The sequence below is a fragment of the Bartonella sp. MR90HLJMH genome (assembly GCF_042194115.1).
Lineage (GTDB): Bacteria > Pseudomonadota > Alphaproteobacteria > Rhizobiales > Rhizobiaceae > Bartonella > Bartonella grahamii.
The window spans coordinates 91,582-107,689 of record NZ_JBHIMM010000006.1 but is presented as its reverse complement, the minus strand read 5'-3'; the positions used below and the strand labels follow the sequence as shown (position 1 = coordinate 107,689).

Annotated in this window: 13 protein-coding genes and 1 pseudogene; 6 read left to right on the top strand and 8 right to left on the bottom strand. The window is 33.6% G+C overall.

The annotated features are described in order from the left end of the window. The first annotated feature begins 280 nt into the window (after positions 1 to 280). The 3 genes and pseudogenes from ACFIJ9_RS05675 to ACFIJ9_RS05665 all read left to right on the top strand — a co-directional run bounded on the left by ACFIJ9_RS05675 (position 281) and on the right by ACFIJ9_RS05665 (position 5,895). Positions 281 to 1,722 (top strand): annotated as a pseudogene (locus ACFIJ9_RS05675) (site-specific DNA-methyltransferase). Positions 1,723 to 1,744: 22 nt separating this feature from the next. Beyond that, on the top strand, positions 1,745 to 4,495 hold the full coding sequence (locus tag ACFIJ9_RS05670) for a DEAD/DEAH box helicase (RefSeq protein ID WP_375636103.1): 2,751 nt from the start codon (positions 1,745 to 1,747) through the stop codon (positions 4,493 to 4,495). Positions 4,496 to 4,938: 443 nt separating this feature from the next. Beyond that, positions 4,939 to 5,895: a COG2958 family protein gene (locus ACFIJ9_RS05665; protein ID WP_375636102.1), complete on the top strand. Its 957-nt coding sequence runs from the start codon at positions 4,939 to 4,941 to the stop codon at positions 5,893 to 5,895. A gap of 570 nt (positions 5,896 to 6,465) precedes the next feature. Here the strand turns inward: ACFIJ9_RS05665 and sodC are convergent. The 4 genes from sodC to ACFIJ9_RS05645 form a co-directional block, all read right to left on the bottom strand. After that, the gene (gene sodC, locus ACFIJ9_RS05660) at positions 6,466 to 6,993 is read right to left on the bottom strand and encodes a superoxide dismutase [Cu-Zn] SodC (RefSeq protein ID WP_273787969.1); all 528 of its coding nucleotides are present in this window, start codon (positions 6,991 to 6,993) and stop codon (positions 6,466 to 6,468) included. A 212-nt stretch (positions 6,994 to 7,205) separates the two neighbouring features. Further along, the gene (locus tag ACFIJ9_RS05655) at positions 7,206 to 7,562 is read right to left on the bottom strand and encodes a hypothetical protein (RefSeq protein WP_375636101.1); all 357 of its coding nucleotides are present in this window, start codon (positions 7,560 to 7,562) and stop codon (positions 7,206 to 7,208) included. Beyond that, positions 7,540 to 7,884 (bottom strand): hypothetical protein, encoded by a 345-nt coding sequence (locus ACFIJ9_RS05650; RefSeq protein ID WP_015856389.1) that lies wholly within the window; start codon positions 7,882 to 7,884, stop codon positions 7,540 to 7,542. The genes ACFIJ9_RS05655 and ACFIJ9_RS05650 overlap by 23 nt, the downstream gene beginning before the upstream one ends. Before the next feature lie 542 nt (positions 7,885 to 8,426). Next, positions 8,427 to 9,653, bottom strand: a complete 1,227-nt coding sequence (locus ACFIJ9_RS05645; protein WP_375636100.1) for a UbiH/UbiF family hydroxylase — start codon at positions 9,651 to 9,653, stop codon at positions 8,427 to 8,429. Positions 9,654 to 9,835: 182 nt separating this feature from the next. Between ACFIJ9_RS05645 and pcsA the strand changes: the two genes are divergently transcribed. Genes pcsA through ACFIJ9_RS05630 form a run of 3 tightly spaced genes read left to right on the top strand, consistent with a single transcriptional unit; the run spans position 9,836 to position 12,109 of the window. Then, positions 9,836 to 10,648, top strand: a complete 813-nt coding sequence (gene pcsA / locus ACFIJ9_RS05640) for a phosphatidylcholine synthase (protein WP_375636099.1) — start codon at positions 9,836 to 9,838, stop codon at positions 10,646 to 10,648. 25 nt (positions 10,649 to 10,673) lie between these two features. Further along, positions 10,674 to 11,720 carry an enoyl-CoA hydratase/isomerase family protein gene (locus ACFIJ9_RS05635; RefSeq protein WP_375636098.1) on the top strand — a complete coding sequence of 349 codons (1,047 nt, stop codon included), beginning with the start codon at positions 10,674 to 10,676 and terminating at the stop codon, positions 11,718 to 11,720. Beyond that, the gene (locus tag ACFIJ9_RS05630) at positions 11,717 to 12,109 is read left to right on the top strand and encodes a DUF6163 family protein (RefSeq protein WP_375636097.1); all 393 of its coding nucleotides are present in this window, start codon (positions 11,717 to 11,719) and stop codon (positions 12,107 to 12,109) included. Before ACFIJ9_RS05635 ends, ACFIJ9_RS05630 begins: the two co-directional genes overlap by 4 nt. Positions 12,110 to 12,491: 382 nt before the next feature. On the opposite strand, the gene ACFIJ9_RS05625 is transcribed toward ACFIJ9_RS05630, so the two are convergent. The 4 genes from ACFIJ9_RS05625 to metG form a co-directional block, all read right to left on the bottom strand. Next, on the bottom strand, positions 12,492 to 12,851 hold the full coding sequence (locus tag ACFIJ9_RS05625; protein ID WP_375636096.1) for a hypothetical protein: 360 nt from the start codon (positions 12,849 to 12,851) through the stop codon (positions 12,492 to 12,494). A gap of 110 nt (positions 12,852 to 12,961) precedes the next feature. Beyond that, on the bottom strand, positions 12,962 to 13,771 hold the full coding sequence (locus ACFIJ9_RS05620) for an MBL fold metallo-hydrolase (RefSeq protein WP_375636095.1): 810 nt from the start codon (positions 13,769 to 13,771) through the stop codon (positions 12,962 to 12,964). A gap of 10 nt (positions 13,772 to 13,781) precedes the next feature. After that, positions 13,782 to 14,555 carry a TatD family hydrolase gene (locus ACFIJ9_RS05615; RefSeq protein ID WP_375636094.1) on the bottom strand — a complete coding sequence of 258 codons (774 nt, stop codon included), beginning with the start codon at positions 14,553 to 14,555 and terminating at the stop codon, positions 13,782 to 13,784. Continuing rightward, entirely contained in the window at positions 14,545 to 16,104 is a 1,560-nt protein-coding gene (metG, locus tag ACFIJ9_RS05610) for a methionine--tRNA ligase (protein WP_375636093.1), read from the bottom strand. The genes ACFIJ9_RS05615 and metG overlap by 11 nt, the downstream gene beginning before the upstream one ends. Between the last annotated feature and the right edge of the window lie 4 nt (positions 16,105 to 16,108).

Below are 16,108 nucleotides of genomic sequence, written 5' to 3'. Positions count from 1 at the left end.
AATATTGTTAAGAGACTCTAATTTAGCCATTCATGAATAAGCTGTTTACTTTTCACAAGCGTTTAAATTTAAGGACAATCGCATGAGTTATAATAAACAAAAATTAGAACTTAACTGGATTGGAAAAGAAAAACGCCCAAAACTAGAGCCTCGTATCTTATTAGAAGATCTTGAAAAATCTTATCACGCTTCGCATCAAATATCATCCCAAGATATTTTTGATAATAAACTTATTTTTGGTGACAATTTGCTCGCACTCAAAGCGCTTGAACAAGAATATATGGGGAAGGTAAAATGCATCTATATCGATCCACCTTATAATACAGGCAATGCCTTTGAACATTATGAAGATGGTTTAGAGCATTCCCTATGGCTAAGCCTTATGAGAGACAGGCTAGAATTGTTACATCATTTACTGGCAGATGATGGAAGTATCTGGATATCAATTGATGATGACGAGCAAGCTTACCTTAAAGTGTTAATGGATGAAATTTTTGGTCGAAAAAATTTTATAAACAATATCATTTGGCAAAAAAATATGCTCCACAAAATGATGCAAAGTGGCTTTCAGACAACCATGATTTTGTAATGGTTTATGCTAAAGATAAAACTGTTTGGCGCCCTCAATTGCTTCCTCGTTCAAGCGATATGGATGCGCGCTATAAAAACCCTGATAATGATCCTCGCGGTCCTTGGAAATCAGATAATCTTTCAGTTAAGACTATGAATTTAAAAGATGTTTATGAAATTGTTACGCCTTCTGGGCGCAGTGTGATGCCTCCTGCTGGAACGAGTTGGCGCGTTAGTAAACAAAAATTTGCTAAGCTATTAGAAGATAATCGTGTTTGGTTTGGTCCAACAGGAAGTAATGTTCCTTCTATGAAGCGTTTTTTATCAGAGGTAAAAAATGGTATGGTTTCAATGACCATTTGGCCTTATCAGGAAGTTGGCCATAATCAAGATGCAAAAAAAGAAGCCAAAGTCTTCAATTCTGATAGTGTCTTTACAACTCCTAAACCTGAGCGTTTAATGGAACGCATTATTCAACTTGCCACTAATCCCGGTGATCTTGTACTGGATTCTTTTGCTGGTTCTGGCACAACCGGTGCTGTTGCCCATAAAATGGGAAGAAAGTGGATTATGATTGAACTTGGTGAGCATTGTCACACCCACATTATCCCTCGTTTAAAACAAGTCATTGATGGAACTGATCAAGGGGGAATTTCCAAAAGTGTCAATTGGCAAGGTGGCGGTGGATTTCGCTATTATCGCCTTGCACCTTCTCTGTTACAAAAAGATCCATGGGGACAATGGATTATTAGTCGCGAATATAATGCTGCGATGCTTTCAGAAGCAATGTGCAAACATATGGGATTTACCTACGCACCTGATGAAAATCATTATTGGATGCAAGGGTATTCAACCGAAACAGATTATATTTATGTCACAACAAGCGCTATGACCCATGAACAACTCCGTATAATGAGTGAAGAGGTAGGCTCTCATCGCACGTTGCTGATTTGTGGTACAGCCTTTGATACAAAATCAGCATCCTTTGAAAATCTGACACTCACTAAAATCCCCCGTGCAGTATTAGAAAAATGCGAATGGGGAAGGGACGATTACAGTTTAAATGTAGCCAATCTTGAACCAGTGATTGTGGTAAAAGAAAACAACAAAAATAAAGATATTGTGCAAGCAGAATTAGATTTATTTGAATAGTATATAAAAAGCGGAGTTTTTCATGAACACTATTGAAAAAAGGATTTCTGCTCGCTTATCGTTACGTGATCCTCAACGTGAATCTTTAAATATTTTGGTAAAAATCTTAGAAAATATAGAGCTTTCTAAAAATGCTGATTTGGTTGCAGAGTTAGAAGTGATAAAAAATCTTTATCCTTCTGTACAAGATTTTGAACGAAACTTTCCCTCTTTTTGTTTTGCCTTAGCAACGGGGGTTGGGAAAACGCGACTTATGGGTGCTTTTATCAGCTATCTTTATTTAACAGGTCGCAGTCGCCATTTTTTTGTTTTAGCGCCAAATTTGACTATTTATGAAAAGTTAAAACAGGATTTTAGTCCCCAAAGTCCGAAGTATGTTTTCAGTGGAATGAGTGAATTTATTGCCAATAGACCCGTTATTATTACAGGTGAAGATTATGAAAGTGGTAAAGGTATTCGCGCTGATGAACACTATTTTCAAGGACAAAAGCGTTTGTTTGAGAATAGAGATACGGCTTTTATCAATATTTTTAATATTTCTAAAATTAATACAACAGATAATAAAAAAGGCGCACTAAAATCTAGTATGCCGAGGATTAAACGCTTACAAGAGACAATTGGCGAAAGTTATTTTGATTATCTCGCAAATCTTCCTGATTTAGTTTTGTTAATGGATGAAGCACATCGTTATCGTGCTTCTGCTGGTGCAGCGGCAATTAATGAGTTAAAACCTGTTTTAGGAATAGAGCTTACAGCGACACCAAAAACAATAGGTGCAAAACCCGTAGATTTTAAAAATGTTGTCTATAGTTATTCACTTGCAGAGGCTATGAGGGATGGTTTTGTAAAAGAACCTGCTGTTGCTACACGTAAAGATTTTCAAGCTCAAAATCATACATCTGAGCAATTAGAACATATCAAATTACAAGATGCAATTCATGCCCATGAAAATGTGAAAGCAGATTTAATTGTCTATGCAAAAGATTATAACAAAAAGTTCGTTAAGCCTTTTATTTTAGTTGTTGCTCAAGATACAAATCATGCACAAAAACTACGGAATTTATTGGAATCAGATGAATTTTTTGCAGGGGCTTATAAGGGAAAAGTTTTAGAGATTCATACAAAACAGTCAAATATAGAAGAAGATCAAAATATTCAAAAAATTATTGCTATTGAGGATCCTCATGAGCCAACGGAAATTGTTATTCACGTTAATAAATTAAAGGAGGGGTGGGATGTTACTAATCTCTATACTATTGTACCGTTGCGTGCATCGGCTTCAGAAATTTTAACAGAGCAAACAATTGGGCGTGGATTGCGTTTGCCTTATGGGTATAGAACAGGCATGGAAGCTATTGATCGTTTAACAATTATTGCGCATGATCGTTTTCAAGATATTATTGATCGTGCAAACGATCCAAACTCAATTATAAAAAAGCATATTGAGATTGGAACAGGAGGGGATATCCCCTCTGAAAAGACAGATATTGTGGCAGTTCCATGTCAAGTAGAAGCTTTATTGATGCAAACGATGGTAACACGTAATTCCGATATAAATGGAGCATCTGATTTACAAGGTATCATATTACGTAATACAGATTCCCCTACATTAACGCCTGAAGAGCAAGAAATTGCAGCGATCGCGTGGGATCTTATCAAAGAGAATGATAAATTGCCAAGTTCTCAAATGCTTTATTCTGCACCGATACAAGAAAAAATTGCTAATAAAGTTATGAATATTAAGCCTTCATCACAAAAGTCTCTTGTATCAAAAGTGGTTACAATTTTGACAAAACAATTAGCAGAATTGATGATAGATATTCCTAATATTGTATTCATACCTTCGCGTGACGTGACTTATGGTTTTTCTGATTTCGATTTGAAAAATCTAGAAAGCTTAAATTTGCAACCTGTTAGTAAAGAACTTTTAATTCGAGAATTGCGTACCCATAAAAGTATTTTTCTCACTTCTAAGAATGAATATGTCAAAGAGCCTTATCTTGAAAACTACATCATTCGTGGTTTAATTGATAATGATTTTATCGATTATGATAGCCATACGCTCTTATTACGAAAATTAGCTGGTCAGATGGTAGAACATTTCCGATCTTATTTACCCAATGATACAGCTGTTGAAAACGTATTAATTCACTATCAGAATAAGCTTACTAATTTTATTGTTGCGCAATTAAGAGAACATCAATGGGAAACACAAAAAGATTATGAGGTTAAAGTGACACGAGGTTTTACAACTTTAACACCTATCCATTATGTGTTGCCGCAAGGGACGTCTCCTCTTGATTTTCGTAATATTCCTGCCATTAAAAGCGATATTAAAAAACTTGTATTCAGCGGCTTTAGAAAATGTTGTTATCCTTTACAAAAGTTTGATTCAGTAGAAGGGGAATTACGATTTGCTCAAATATTAGAGGATGATGTACAAGTATTGAAATGGATGAAAGCCGCTCGAGGTTTTTTCAAGATAGAATATGATAAAGGATCAATCTATGAACCGGACTTTGTTGTAGAAACGAAGGATGCCAAATATCTTTGTGAGCCTAAAAAAACCTCTGAAATGCAAAATCCTATTATTTTAAAAAAGGGAGAAGCTGCAGTTCAATGGTGTTGTCATGCAACGCGCTACGCAGCTACTTATGGCGGCAAAAAATGGTATTATGTTCTTATTCCCCATGATGCTATTAAAGCAAATAGTAGTTTTGAAGGTTTATGTGCAGAGTTTACCATTGCAGAATCTATACTTGAGAGCTCATAACATTTCGTTTCAAAAATAAAACACATAAGTTTTTTAATTGACCGATGTGAGGTCCAATCAAATGTTTGAATAATTATTTTTAATTTTTTGCACTATTGCACCATTAATTTAAAAATATTAGGGGTTTCTTAAATCATAAAATTAATATTTTTTTCTAACAACATTAAAATAAAAGGAAAAATGTATAGAAAAGTTACACAAGATTATGATTTTTTATGGGGATTTTTAGCACATTTACAATTTTTGATAAAAGTACAATCTTACTTTCCTTATGTGAAAAGATCTTTGAGTTTATAGTCACAAATTTAAAAAAATATTTTAATTTCATTGGGTAATTTTATAAATATGCTTTTTTTAAAAAACTTAAATATTTTATTGTTCTTTCATTTAAAAAACCTGAATATAATGAAATATCTGGAGGGTGAAAGGGGAAATTTTTTCATATGACTTTGAATTTAACAAATACTGTTTTTAATTTTTTAAAGAAAAACCCGACAAAAAAATTTACAGCTCGAGAAATTGCTCAATGGATATTTGAAAATTACCCAGAAAAATGCCGTCAAAAACAAAAGCATTCAACGGCAATAATTACTCCCCTTAATAGTGATGCAGCTCTTATTCAGCAAATTGTTGCTGAAATAGGAGCAGGACGCCCTCAGTTACAAAAACGTTATTCAGAAATTAAAACCACTGAAGGACGACCACGGCAATATTATTTTACTAAACAAACAGATAGTGCTGAAATTGATGCAGTAGAGGACATTGATGCAGCAGAGGACAATGCAAAGAGTAGAACAGAAGATGGCTCTGTTAAAGAGCATGATCTTTATCCGTTATTATCTAAATTTTTATGGTCAGAGCTTGCAGTTTACAGCAAGCGCATTAATGAGAAATGTTCTCGTAATAAACATGGTGCAGGCGGAAATAAATGGCTTTATCCAGATCTCGTAGGAATGCAAGATTTAAGCAGTGAATGGAATCGTGAAATCAAAGATTGTGTTTTGCAATATTTTGATAAAAAAACGAAGCTTCGGTCTTTTGAAGTAAAAATTCTCATCAATCGTTCAAATTTACGAAAAGCATTTTTTCAAACAGTTAGTAATTCGTCATGGGCTAATTTGAGTTATTTAGTTGCTAGTGAAATTGAAGGGGTTGATACATTAAAAGAGCTTCGAATGCTTTCAAGTTTGCATGGAGTTGGATTTATAAGACTTAATAAGGAAAACTCTTCCGAGAGTGAGATCTTAATTCCTGCCAAAGAACGTAGTGATATTGACTGGGATACTGCTAATAGATTAGTGGAGGAAAACAAAGATTTTCTTGATTATATTAAACTCATTCGTCAATTTTATCAAACTGGCGAGATGCGTCCACTAGATTGGGATCATATGTATCCATGAGAGGTATTTTAAAAAAGACTCTATTGTTTAAAAACCCTTTTTTCAGAGTAATAAAAAATTACTCTAACTATTTTATTTGACTTATTATATTGATATAATATATTGATTTATAATGATAATGAGTCATTTGTTTTAAACTTAAATGAGGGGGGGAAATATCCTAGCATTCAATCTTTTAAAACCACCTTATATTGATATTGTATCAATCAAAATTGTTTGCGTGCATCTCATGAGTGGGCTTGAGTAGGGGAAGAGTAAAAATTCTGTTTTAGACCCGTTCTATTTTGTACGTGGGGCGTAATTCTATTAGATACTAGACTTAATAATTATAATTTATTACAAATTTGATATTTTAGAAAGTGAAATTCAATTTTCTTGCTTTGTTTACATCAAACATTGAAAATATTACTTCCTCATATTGAAGTCTTCTTACGGAGAATTTATACCACTATTTCTTTAATTTCCATTGTTATTCGTTTTGATTATTATTAAGTTTTTTGTTATCCAAATTAAACATTCAAAAAACTTTACTCTTATAAAATATTCACACAGTTTGCCAGAATATTCTCTTTATTTTTCAATAATACCGCACGCCAAACGCGCACCACCTCCGCCAAGCGGTAATGGTTTGTCTGATTGATTATCTGCTCCTAAATGAATGACTAAAGAGTGCCCTTTAATTTCAGAGATTTTTTTTAATCGTGGAGCAAGAACGCTCATCATAGCATACCCTTGCTTATCAACATAAAGTGCTGGTAAATCACCAAGATGACCATTGACATTATAAGGTCCTAAATGTTTTCCGGTATGTTCCGGATCATAATGTCCACCTGCGCTTCCACCAATTATGCCATCTTTTGTATCACATGAAGGATTTACATGTACATGAAAACCATGCATCCCTTCTGATAAAGTAGATAAATTAGGGATGAAAATCAAACCGTATGTGTTTTCTTCAATTTTAATGCTACCAATAGCCTTTTTGGAATTATTATCTTCTAATTTATAAATATTTACTTGTGTTGATAGTGCTAATGCAGAATTTTTATGAATTAAAAATGCCATAAAAATCAATAATGATAATAATATTTTTTTCATAAAATACCTTATAATTATATTTAAATAAATTTTATCTATAAAAATAATCTATATTATTAAATATATATGATTGTATTAAATTGAAATTTAAGAAAAATAATTTACATAGAAATATTATTTCATTTATAATACGATAATCATTTCATCAAAAACAGAACATATAATTTGTTGATGACTTAATTATTTTTCATAGAAAAAATGACGAAAAATTTTTATTCATTATGAAATTTATAAGAGAAAGAATTATTATGATTCATATAAATTTCCCATAAAATACAGCATATACCGACACTTCCTCCCATTCCTGATCCTATCAGTGTTCCTATTATCACTCCGGCAGAAAGTGCTACTCCTATACCCATTGCGATAACTGGACCAAATCCTGGAAGAGCAATATAACCATAAGTTGCAAGAGTTGCTGCGATAGCTCCTGATATGCTACCATTTAAACCGCCAATGAAAGCAAATTCTTTAATAGAATGACAGCACTTTTTTAATTTTTTTTCCTTACAGCTATGAACAGAAACGTTGCTGTAAGTTTTAAAATCAATCATATTTTTTTCTTTCATTTTGAATGCTAACTGTTCCTGAATAGTCAACGGATACGAAAAAATGGGACTTTTTAAATTTTACTAAAGCACGCCAGATGCCTTTGTCATCTAAACGCAATCGTTTAATATTCTCAAAACCATTTTGCATAAGACAATTTTTAACTTGTGAAGCAGTAAATGAGTTCTGACCTATTTTAGTGACATTTTGAGTAGAGCTATAGGTAAAGGCTTGACAATAAGGAAGATGAAAAACCTCACTGATTGAAGTAGTGACTGTCAACGAGACACATACAATCATTATAAAAAAAATACTTAATTTCAAAAATTTATTTAGTTTCATCTTGTCACCATTTGTTGAAACAACACTTCATTAACCTCTGTGTTACTAACAAGTTCCCAAGATGATTTTATTTTTAATATTATACTTAATGATAAAAAGTTTTGAAACTCTATTGATTAAATAAAAATGTTTTTTATTATTTATTTTCTTATTAAAATTAATGTTATAAAATAACTATTTCAAAATGGTATTATTTTTCATTTGCTTTATAGTGTAAAATTTAACAGACATGATTTAGCAAGATATCTTTACAATTCCATCTGTAGTCTATAATTAACTTAATTATTATGCTTATTATTTTTTTATCTGTAATTTTTATATTTCATACAAAACTATAAGAAATATATTTATTATAATTATTTTTTCTTATTTTATATTAGTATGCTAAATATATATAATAATTTTTAATAAAAAATGATGTATAGTACTACTAATTTTACATGTTTTATTACAAAAACTCAAATAGAAATAATTTTTCTGTGGTATTGATACCTTATTGACTTATTATTATTTGTTTATTTTACGTTATTATCCATTATTGCTCAGTAGAGCTGTTTAGATGATTTTGTTGGAAATATTTGCATAATTTCCTTGAATCCATAACCGGGATACATTCCTTCGCGCATAAATAAATTACGTAATGGTGAAAAACTATGTAACAAACCAAGCCCAACGCTTCGTATCATATGAACAGGCAACATATGAGAAAGTAGAGCAGAGTTAAGTGTATGAACAGCTCCACTTCGGATTAATATATCTGGTTTGCGGCATTTGTTATAATGCGCAACAATCATTTCAGAGTTAGAGTTGGACATTTTATTGGGTAAAATATCAATCAACGTTTGGACATCACGGAATCCTAAATTCAATCCCTGTGCTCCAATAGGGGGAAAAACATGAGCGGCTTCACCCACTAAAATTGTTCGATTAGCAGCAAAATGATGAGAAAGAAGTCCTGAAAGCGGCCATGCTTGAATTGATGTTTCTAAGCGTAGCTTTCCAAGCATTGATTGCATTTGGTTTTCGATCATTTTTGCAATTTCTTTTGGTTCTATATTCAATAATTCCTCAGCACGAGAAGGATGAACAACCCATACAAGACTAGATCTTCGCCCTGGTAAAGGAACCTGTGTAAATGGACCATGTTCTGTATGAAATTCGGTTGATGTATTTTGATGAGAAAACTCATGAGAAAAGTTGAGAACAAGTGCTTTTTGTGGATAATTCCACTGTTTGACACTTATTCCTGCTGCGGCACGTGTAAGAGAGTGACGTCCATCAGCAGCAACAACAAGTGGTGCTTGAATGACTCTATGATCAGCAAGAGTAATACATACATGGTTTTTTGTGTGATGAAAAGATTTGGCTGCCGAAACAAATCTTGTAATATTGGGCGTATGTGCAACAGCATCGACTAAAGCACTGTTCAATTTTACATTAGGTATATTATAGCCAAAAGCTTTTTCACCAATTTCAGCAGAAGAAAAATGCACCGTAGGAGCATGCACAATTCTAGAAGTTATATCTACAATTCTCATATAGGATAAAGAAGCAGCATATTTTTGAATATTATTCCAAATATTGAGTTTTTGAAGCATGCGTATTGCAGGCATCATAAGAGCAGTTGTCCGTAACTCATCTGTATGAGCAGGGGGGCCGACAAGAAAAACAGAAAACCCCTCATGTGCAAGACTCAGTGCGGACAACATTCCCACAGGACCTGCACCAATAACAGCAATATCTTTATGCTCTTTCTTTTCAAATATCACAACGATTTGAACCTTTATCCATTGAGAAAATATTTTAACATTTCCAAATGATCACTCTCTTTTTATTATATGAAGCTCTTCTATTATAGTATGTAATAAATAATGCGATATAAAAAAGTAACCTTTTTATGATTTTTTTAAATGCTGGGTTATATCATCGGTAAAAAATGGCGTATTAATAGATGGTTGAAGACTTTAAAAACGAGGATAAGAAAACCTTGAAACGTAAACTAACAAAGAAAATCAAAACAAATGCTAAATTATTACGCCATAAAAAAGTAACAATGCCACAAGCAAAGGCTTTTTCTGTTCATTTACTAACAGCTTCGGGATCATTTTTAGCGTTTCTTTCTCTTATATCAGCCTCTCAAAAAGAATGGACAGCTATGTTCTGTTGGCTTGGGCTTGCACTTCTCGTCGATGGTATAGATGGACCAATTGCACGCAAACTTGATGTTAAATACGTTCTTCCAACATGGTCTGGAGAGCTGTTAGATAATATTATTGATTACGTGACTTATGTCTTAATTCCTGCTTTTGCACTCTATCAAAGTGGTTTTATGGGGGTAGGGTTATCGTTTTCATTGAGTGCAATTATTGTTATTTCATCTGCTATTTATTATGCAGATACTAGCATGAAAACCAAAGAAAACTTTTTTAAAGGATTTCCTGTTGTTTGGAATATGATGATTTTTACGCTTTTTGTTGTAAGACCGGGAGAGTGGATTACTTTTATCATTATTGTTTTATCGGCGATTATATCTTTTTTGCCAATTTATTTTATTCATCCAGTAAGAGTCCTTCGTTTACGCAGAGTTAATTTTCCAATTTTTCTCTTATGGTGTTTTTTTGGTGTTTCTGCATTCTTTTATCAACTAGAGGCTCCCTCTTGGGTTAAAATAGGAATTTCAGTAACAGGATTTTATATATATTGTATTGGCGCAATCATGCAAATATTTCCTCAACTTGGGGCAAAAAATATAAAAAAACAATAAATAGTTGTTTTAAGAAGGGTGTAAGATGCAAATTGATTTTGGAGCAGATGATGATATTTCTTTTACGAAAGAAGGGCGTGCTGGTATTATAAAGCTCACACGCCCTTCAGCATTAAACGCTCTGAATCAACGAATGGTTTCAGCTTTAAAAAAAGCTCTCAGGACATGGGAAATAGATGATAATGTTTCTTGTGTTTTAATTGAAGGGGAGGGGCGTGCTTTTTGTGCTGGTGGAGATGTTGTAGAAATCTACCATATGGGGAAAAGTGCCTCTGCTTGTCAATACTTTAGTGATGAATATAGTTTAAATGCTTATATTAAACATTTTTCAAAGCCCTACATTTCTTTCTTAAACGGTATTTGGATGGGAGGAGGGGTAGGTATTTCTCTCTATGGTTCGCATCGAATTGTTACAGAAAATACAGTTTTTGCTATGCCAGAAGGTGCAATTGGATTTTTTCCAGATGTAGGTGCAAGTTTTTTCTTACCATCTCTTCCCAATCATTTTGGCATCTATCTTGCATTAACGGGCGCACGCATAAAGTGGGGAGATTGCTTAAATTTAGGATTAGCAACACACGCCGTTGCTGAAATTGAATTCGATATGATTAGAAAAGCTATTATTGAGCAAGGAGATCCTACTTTAGCTTTAAACGAGCGAGCAATTACAAAAGACTATGAAACGAGTCATGAAACACGTTGTATTATTAACACTTGTTTTAGTGCCCATACCTTAGAAGAATGTCTTGAGTTGCTACATAAAAAAAGTAATGAAGGTATTTTATTTGCTAAAGAATGTTATGATATTTTGCAGTCACGTTCTCCGATAAGTTTAAAAGTTATCTGGAAACAAATGAAACAAAATTCATCTCAAACGTTGGAAGATTGTATGAAAATTGAAAACCGTATTGCACATCATATGATTAATTCACATGATTTTCATGAAGGTATACGTGCTATGTTAATCGATAAGGATAAAAGACCTCAATGGCAGCCAGATAAACTTTCAAATGTGACAGATGAAATGGTAGATTCTTACTTCCAACCTGTTGAGCAAGAGTTATTATTGTGAAAAATAATTCACACAAACGGATTTCAAAAATCAATTTAATCTATAACTGTTATTTACGGTTTTTGGCACTCATTTGCTTAGTCCTAGGTATTTGTTATTGGATACGCCTTGTTGGTGTTTTTCCAGGTATTCTATGGCGTTTTGATCTTATGCCTTGGCAGTGGCAAGTTGCATCAGCTATATTGGCTATTCTCTATCCTATTGCCTTAGTTGGACTTTGGATGTATTCATTATGGGGTATCATTGTGTGGTGTATTGCAGCATTGATTGAAGCAATAACAATATATTATTCTGATTTTATTTATCAGCCATTTGTACCGTTATTTCATGGAATATTGTTTTTAGCTTTCATAATACTACAAATTGTGATGATTTTTTTAAAAGAGTAAAAAATAAAAAAACATCGTGATTGAAATTTTCGAGCCAGAATAACAGGCTCGATTTTCAATCATACAACTTCAAAGGTCATCAAGTTTTTAAAAGTAGCTCACCACAGTTTTCAAACATACGTTCCTCAAAGTGCTAATGCTAGATATACTCCCTCCATAAAGTTCCATAATATATATTATGCGATAATACGATACAGAAAAATAAAGCAAACCCTACTTTTTTAAAACATAAATCACATTTGTAATCGTACAACTCACTTTTAAAAAAAATTATGGTAATGGCGATAATAATTGAACCGCACATTAAAATATTCGGTCTTTGAGAATATTCCTCAAAGACCAAAATAGTTGTGATGAAATTACGTCGTATAAATAATAAAAATTACTGTACTATTTTACAACGTTTCATACGTGCAAGATCACTCAAAACAGCATTACGATTATTTAAAGCTGAAATTTCATTACTTTCACTTGATTTTACATCCATAAAAAACAAAGCAGGTACAAATATAACACCTGCTGCTGCTAAAGCCACGTTTTTATTTCTTGCTTTAGAACGCTCTGCAATTGTATCATTAATCTGACGTTTATTAGCAAAAAACTCCCGTTGAATATCGGCACAACTCATTGATCCGTCATGTAATGTTGTCGTTGAAATATTTTTTTCTAAACGCCCTCCACATGCTGTCAAGGAAACCGCTAAAACCACAATACATACACCCCGCTTAAAATTCTTATACATAAAAGCCTCATTTTCGACATAAAAAAGCACTAAATATGTCAAAATTGAAATAAAATAAAGGATAAATTTAAAAGTGTTTTATTTAACTTAAAATATTGCGCATAATAAGCTTACGCATCTGTTTCAAAAGTAAGACCTTGATATGCAGGTTTTACATGGGATGGAACATAATTTATAACCTTGTTGTAATCCAGCGATCTATCCATATGTGTAAGTATTGCTTGTTTTGGCTTTAAATATTCTATCCATTGTAATGCTTGATCAACAGAAAAATGACTCGGATGGGATTTAAATTGAAGAGCTTCAATGATGAGAACATCCAAATCCATTAATTTGGATAAAGTTTTTTCAGGAAATTCACTAACATCCGTACAATAGGCAACATTCCCAATCCGAAAACCTAAGGAATGAATGTTCCCGTGGTGTTGTAAATATGTATTGACGCTTATTGCTCCGCCCTGCCCATGAATAATAAATTGGCTATCTTCATTGATAAGATGCTCTTTTAAAATGGGAGAATAAGATGAAGCTTTTGGTGTTTGAAAACAATATCCGAAAGCACTTTTGAGATGCTCTAGTGTAAATCTGTCGGCATAGATATCTATTAAACATTTTTGTGCAAGTGCATAGCTGCGTAAATCATCAATACCGTGGATATGGTCTGCATGAGAATGTGTGTAAAGAGCAGCATCAAGATGGCTTACACGCGCATCAATCATTTGTGAGCGAAAATCTGGACCTGTATCAATAACGATTGTTGTTTTGTCTCCTGAAGGTTTAATACGTTCAACTAATAAAGAACTTCTGTAGCGTTTATTTTTAGGGTTATTCGGATCACATGTTCCCCAATCACCATTGGGTCGTGGCACTCCTGGAGAAGGACCACAACCTAATATTGTAAATCGGTATTGATCACACATATCTTTTGCCTTATTTCATTTTACTAAATAAACGAAAAGCGTTACGCGTTGTTATTTGAGCTGTTTCTTCAATGCTTAAGCCAATTGTTTCAGCCAAAACAGCTGCTGTATAGCATACAAAAGATGGTTCATTTGTTTTTCCCCGATGGGGACTAGGTGCTAAGAATGGAGCATCTGTTTCCACTAACAAATGCTCATGGGGCACAATTTTTGCTATTTTACGGATTTCAAGTGCATTTTTAAAAGTAAGAATACCTGAAAAAGAAATATAACCACCAAGTTCGATTCCAGCACGAGCAAGTTGCATTCCAGACGAATAACAATGAAGGATAAAGGGGAAAACTCCTTCTTTTATCTGTTCACGTAATATTGTCTCCATATCGATATCGGCATTGCGTGAATGTATAACAAGAGGAATCTGTGTTTCTCGAGAAGCAATGATATGTTCTTGAAAAACTTTCTTTTGCTCTTCTGGTGTAGAATAATCATAATGATAATCAAGCCCCCCTTCCCCAAACGCAACAATTTTAGGGTGATTCGAGAGCTGTATAAGCTCTTCCGCTGTAATATTTTGTTCTTCATGCGCATGATTGGGGTGTGTTCCAACAGAACAAAAGACTTGATCATAGCTTTGCGCAATGGCTAACAGCTTATCTAACTTATGAACATGGGTTGAAATTGTTATCATACGTTTAACGTCAGCATCTAAAGCCCGTTGGATGACATTATCCAAATCTTGTGAAAAATCTTCAAAATCAAGATGACAATGTGTATCAATCAACATGATAAGTATCTTCTTTCTTCAAGATATAACGAGGAAAAATCGGTTCTGGTGGTGGAAGATCAAGCCCTTCTTGAATTTTTGAATGACTTATATGATACAATAACCGATCATCTTCAGCAACCGCAAGGCTATCAAGAAGTTTCGCTGCTGATTGGGGTATGAAAGGCAAAAGCATAATTCCTATTCTCCGCAAGATTTCTACAGTGATATAAAGAACTGTAGAAAATCGCTCTTGGTCATTTTTACGTAAACTCCAAGGTTGTTCGTTGGCAAAATAGCGATTGGCATCTGCTACAATTGAAAAAATAGCTGAAAGTGCTAAATGCATACTATAAGAAGACATAGCTTGATGTACAGTTTCAAGTACTTGAAGAGATTGTTCTAAAAGCTGTTTATCTTGAGCTAAAAATGAAGTTGGTCTCGGGACTTGTGCATTACAATTTTTGGCAATCATAGACAAACAGCGCTGTGCTAAATTACCAAGATCATTAGCAAGATCAGCATTAATACGGTTCACAAGGCTTTCATGGCTATAACTACCATCTTGTCCGAATGGTACTTCACGGAGAAGGAAATAACGGACCTGATCAAGACCATAATGATCAACCATTTCAAAAGGATCAACGACATTTCCAATAGATTTTGACATTTTTGCACCACGATTAAGTAAAAAACCATGTGCAAAAATATTTTTAGGCAATTCAATTCCAGCAGACATTAAAAATGCCGGCCAATAAACTGCATGAAAACGAATAATATCCTTACCAATAATATGCGTATTTGCAGGCCAAAAATCACGTTTTTTTGAATTTTCATTGAAAAAACCAATTGCTGATAGATAATTTGTAAGCGCATCAACCCAGACATACATCACATGCTTTGGATTCTCAGGAACAGCAATGCCCCAGTTAAAACTTGCGCGTGAAATAGAGATATCTTTTAAACCTGATTTGATAAAACTTATAATTTCATTACGCCGCTCAAATGGAGCAATAAAATCAGGATGTTTTTCATAATATTCAAGAAGAGCCTTTTCATAATGAGAAAGTCTAAAAAAATAACTTTCTTCTTCATTCCATTCAACTGGAGAGCCTAATTCCTTCTCACGGCGGATGTTGTCTGATCCAATTTCCGTATCTTTCTCTTCATAATAGGCTTCTTGGCGAACCGAATACCATCCCGTATAACGACCGAGATAAATATCGCCATTTGCTTCCATCTTTTTCCAAATTTCTTGACAAGCTTGATAATGGCGTTCTTCTGTCGTACGGATAAAATCGTCGTTAGAACAATTTAATACTGCAAGCATTTTTTGAAACACAGCACTATTACGATCTGCAAGTTGCTGAGGTGTCATACCTAATGCTGCTGCGGTTTGTTGCATCTTTAGACCATGCTCATCTGTACCAGAAAGAAAAAATACATTTTTTCCGTTTAATCGTTGAAAGCGGGCTAAGACATCGCTTGCAATTGCACTATAGGCATGTCCAATATGTGGAGCACCATTAGGATAAAAAATGGGAGTTGTTATGTAATATGTGTCACGCATGTCA

What these genes read in the sequence shown, in the direction of transcription:
- ACFIJ9_RS05670 (WP_375636103.1), top strand. Translation starts at nt 1,745, where the DNA reads ATGAACACTATTGAAAAAAGGATTTCTGCTCGCTTATCGTTACGTGAT.
- ACFIJ9_RS05665 (WP_375636102.1), top strand. Translation starts at nt 4,939, where the DNA reads ATGACTTTGAATTTAACAAATACTGTTTTTAATTTTTTAAAGAAAAAC.
- sodC (WP_273787969.1), bottom strand. Translation starts at nt 6,993, where the DNA reads ATGAAAAAAATATTATTATCATTATTGATTTTTATGGCATTTTTAATT.
- ACFIJ9_RS05655 (WP_375636101.1), bottom strand. Translation starts at nt 7,562, where the DNA reads ATGAAAGAAAAAAATATGATTGATTTTAAAACTTACAGCAACGTTTCT.
- ACFIJ9_RS05650 (WP_015856389.1), bottom strand. Translation starts at nt 7,884, where the DNA reads ATGAAACTAAATAAATTTTTGAAATTAAGTATTTTTTTTATAATGATT.
- pcsA (WP_375636099.1), top strand. Translation starts at nt 9,836, where the DNA reads ATGGTTGAAGACTTTAAAAACGAGGATAAGAAAACCTTGAAACGTAAA.
- ACFIJ9_RS05635 (WP_375636098.1), top strand. Translation starts at nt 10,674, where the DNA reads ATGCAAATTGATTTTGGAGCAGATGATGATATTTCTTTTACGAAAGAA.
- ACFIJ9_RS05625 (WP_375636096.1), bottom strand. Translation starts at nt 12,851, where the DNA reads ATGTATAAGAATTTTAAGCGGGGTGTATGTATTGTGGTTTTAGCGGTT.
- ACFIJ9_RS05620 (WP_375636095.1), bottom strand. Translation starts at nt 13,771, where the DNA reads ATGTGTGATCAATACCGATTTACAATATTAGGTTGTGGTCCTTCTCCA.
- ACFIJ9_RS05615 (WP_375636094.1), bottom strand. Translation starts at nt 14,555, where the DNA reads ATGTTGATTGATACACATTGTCATCTTGATTTTGAAGATTTTTCACAA.
- metG (WP_375636093.1), bottom strand. Translation starts at nt 16,104, where the DNA reads ATGCGTGACACATATTACATAACAACTCCCATTTTTTATCCTAATGGT.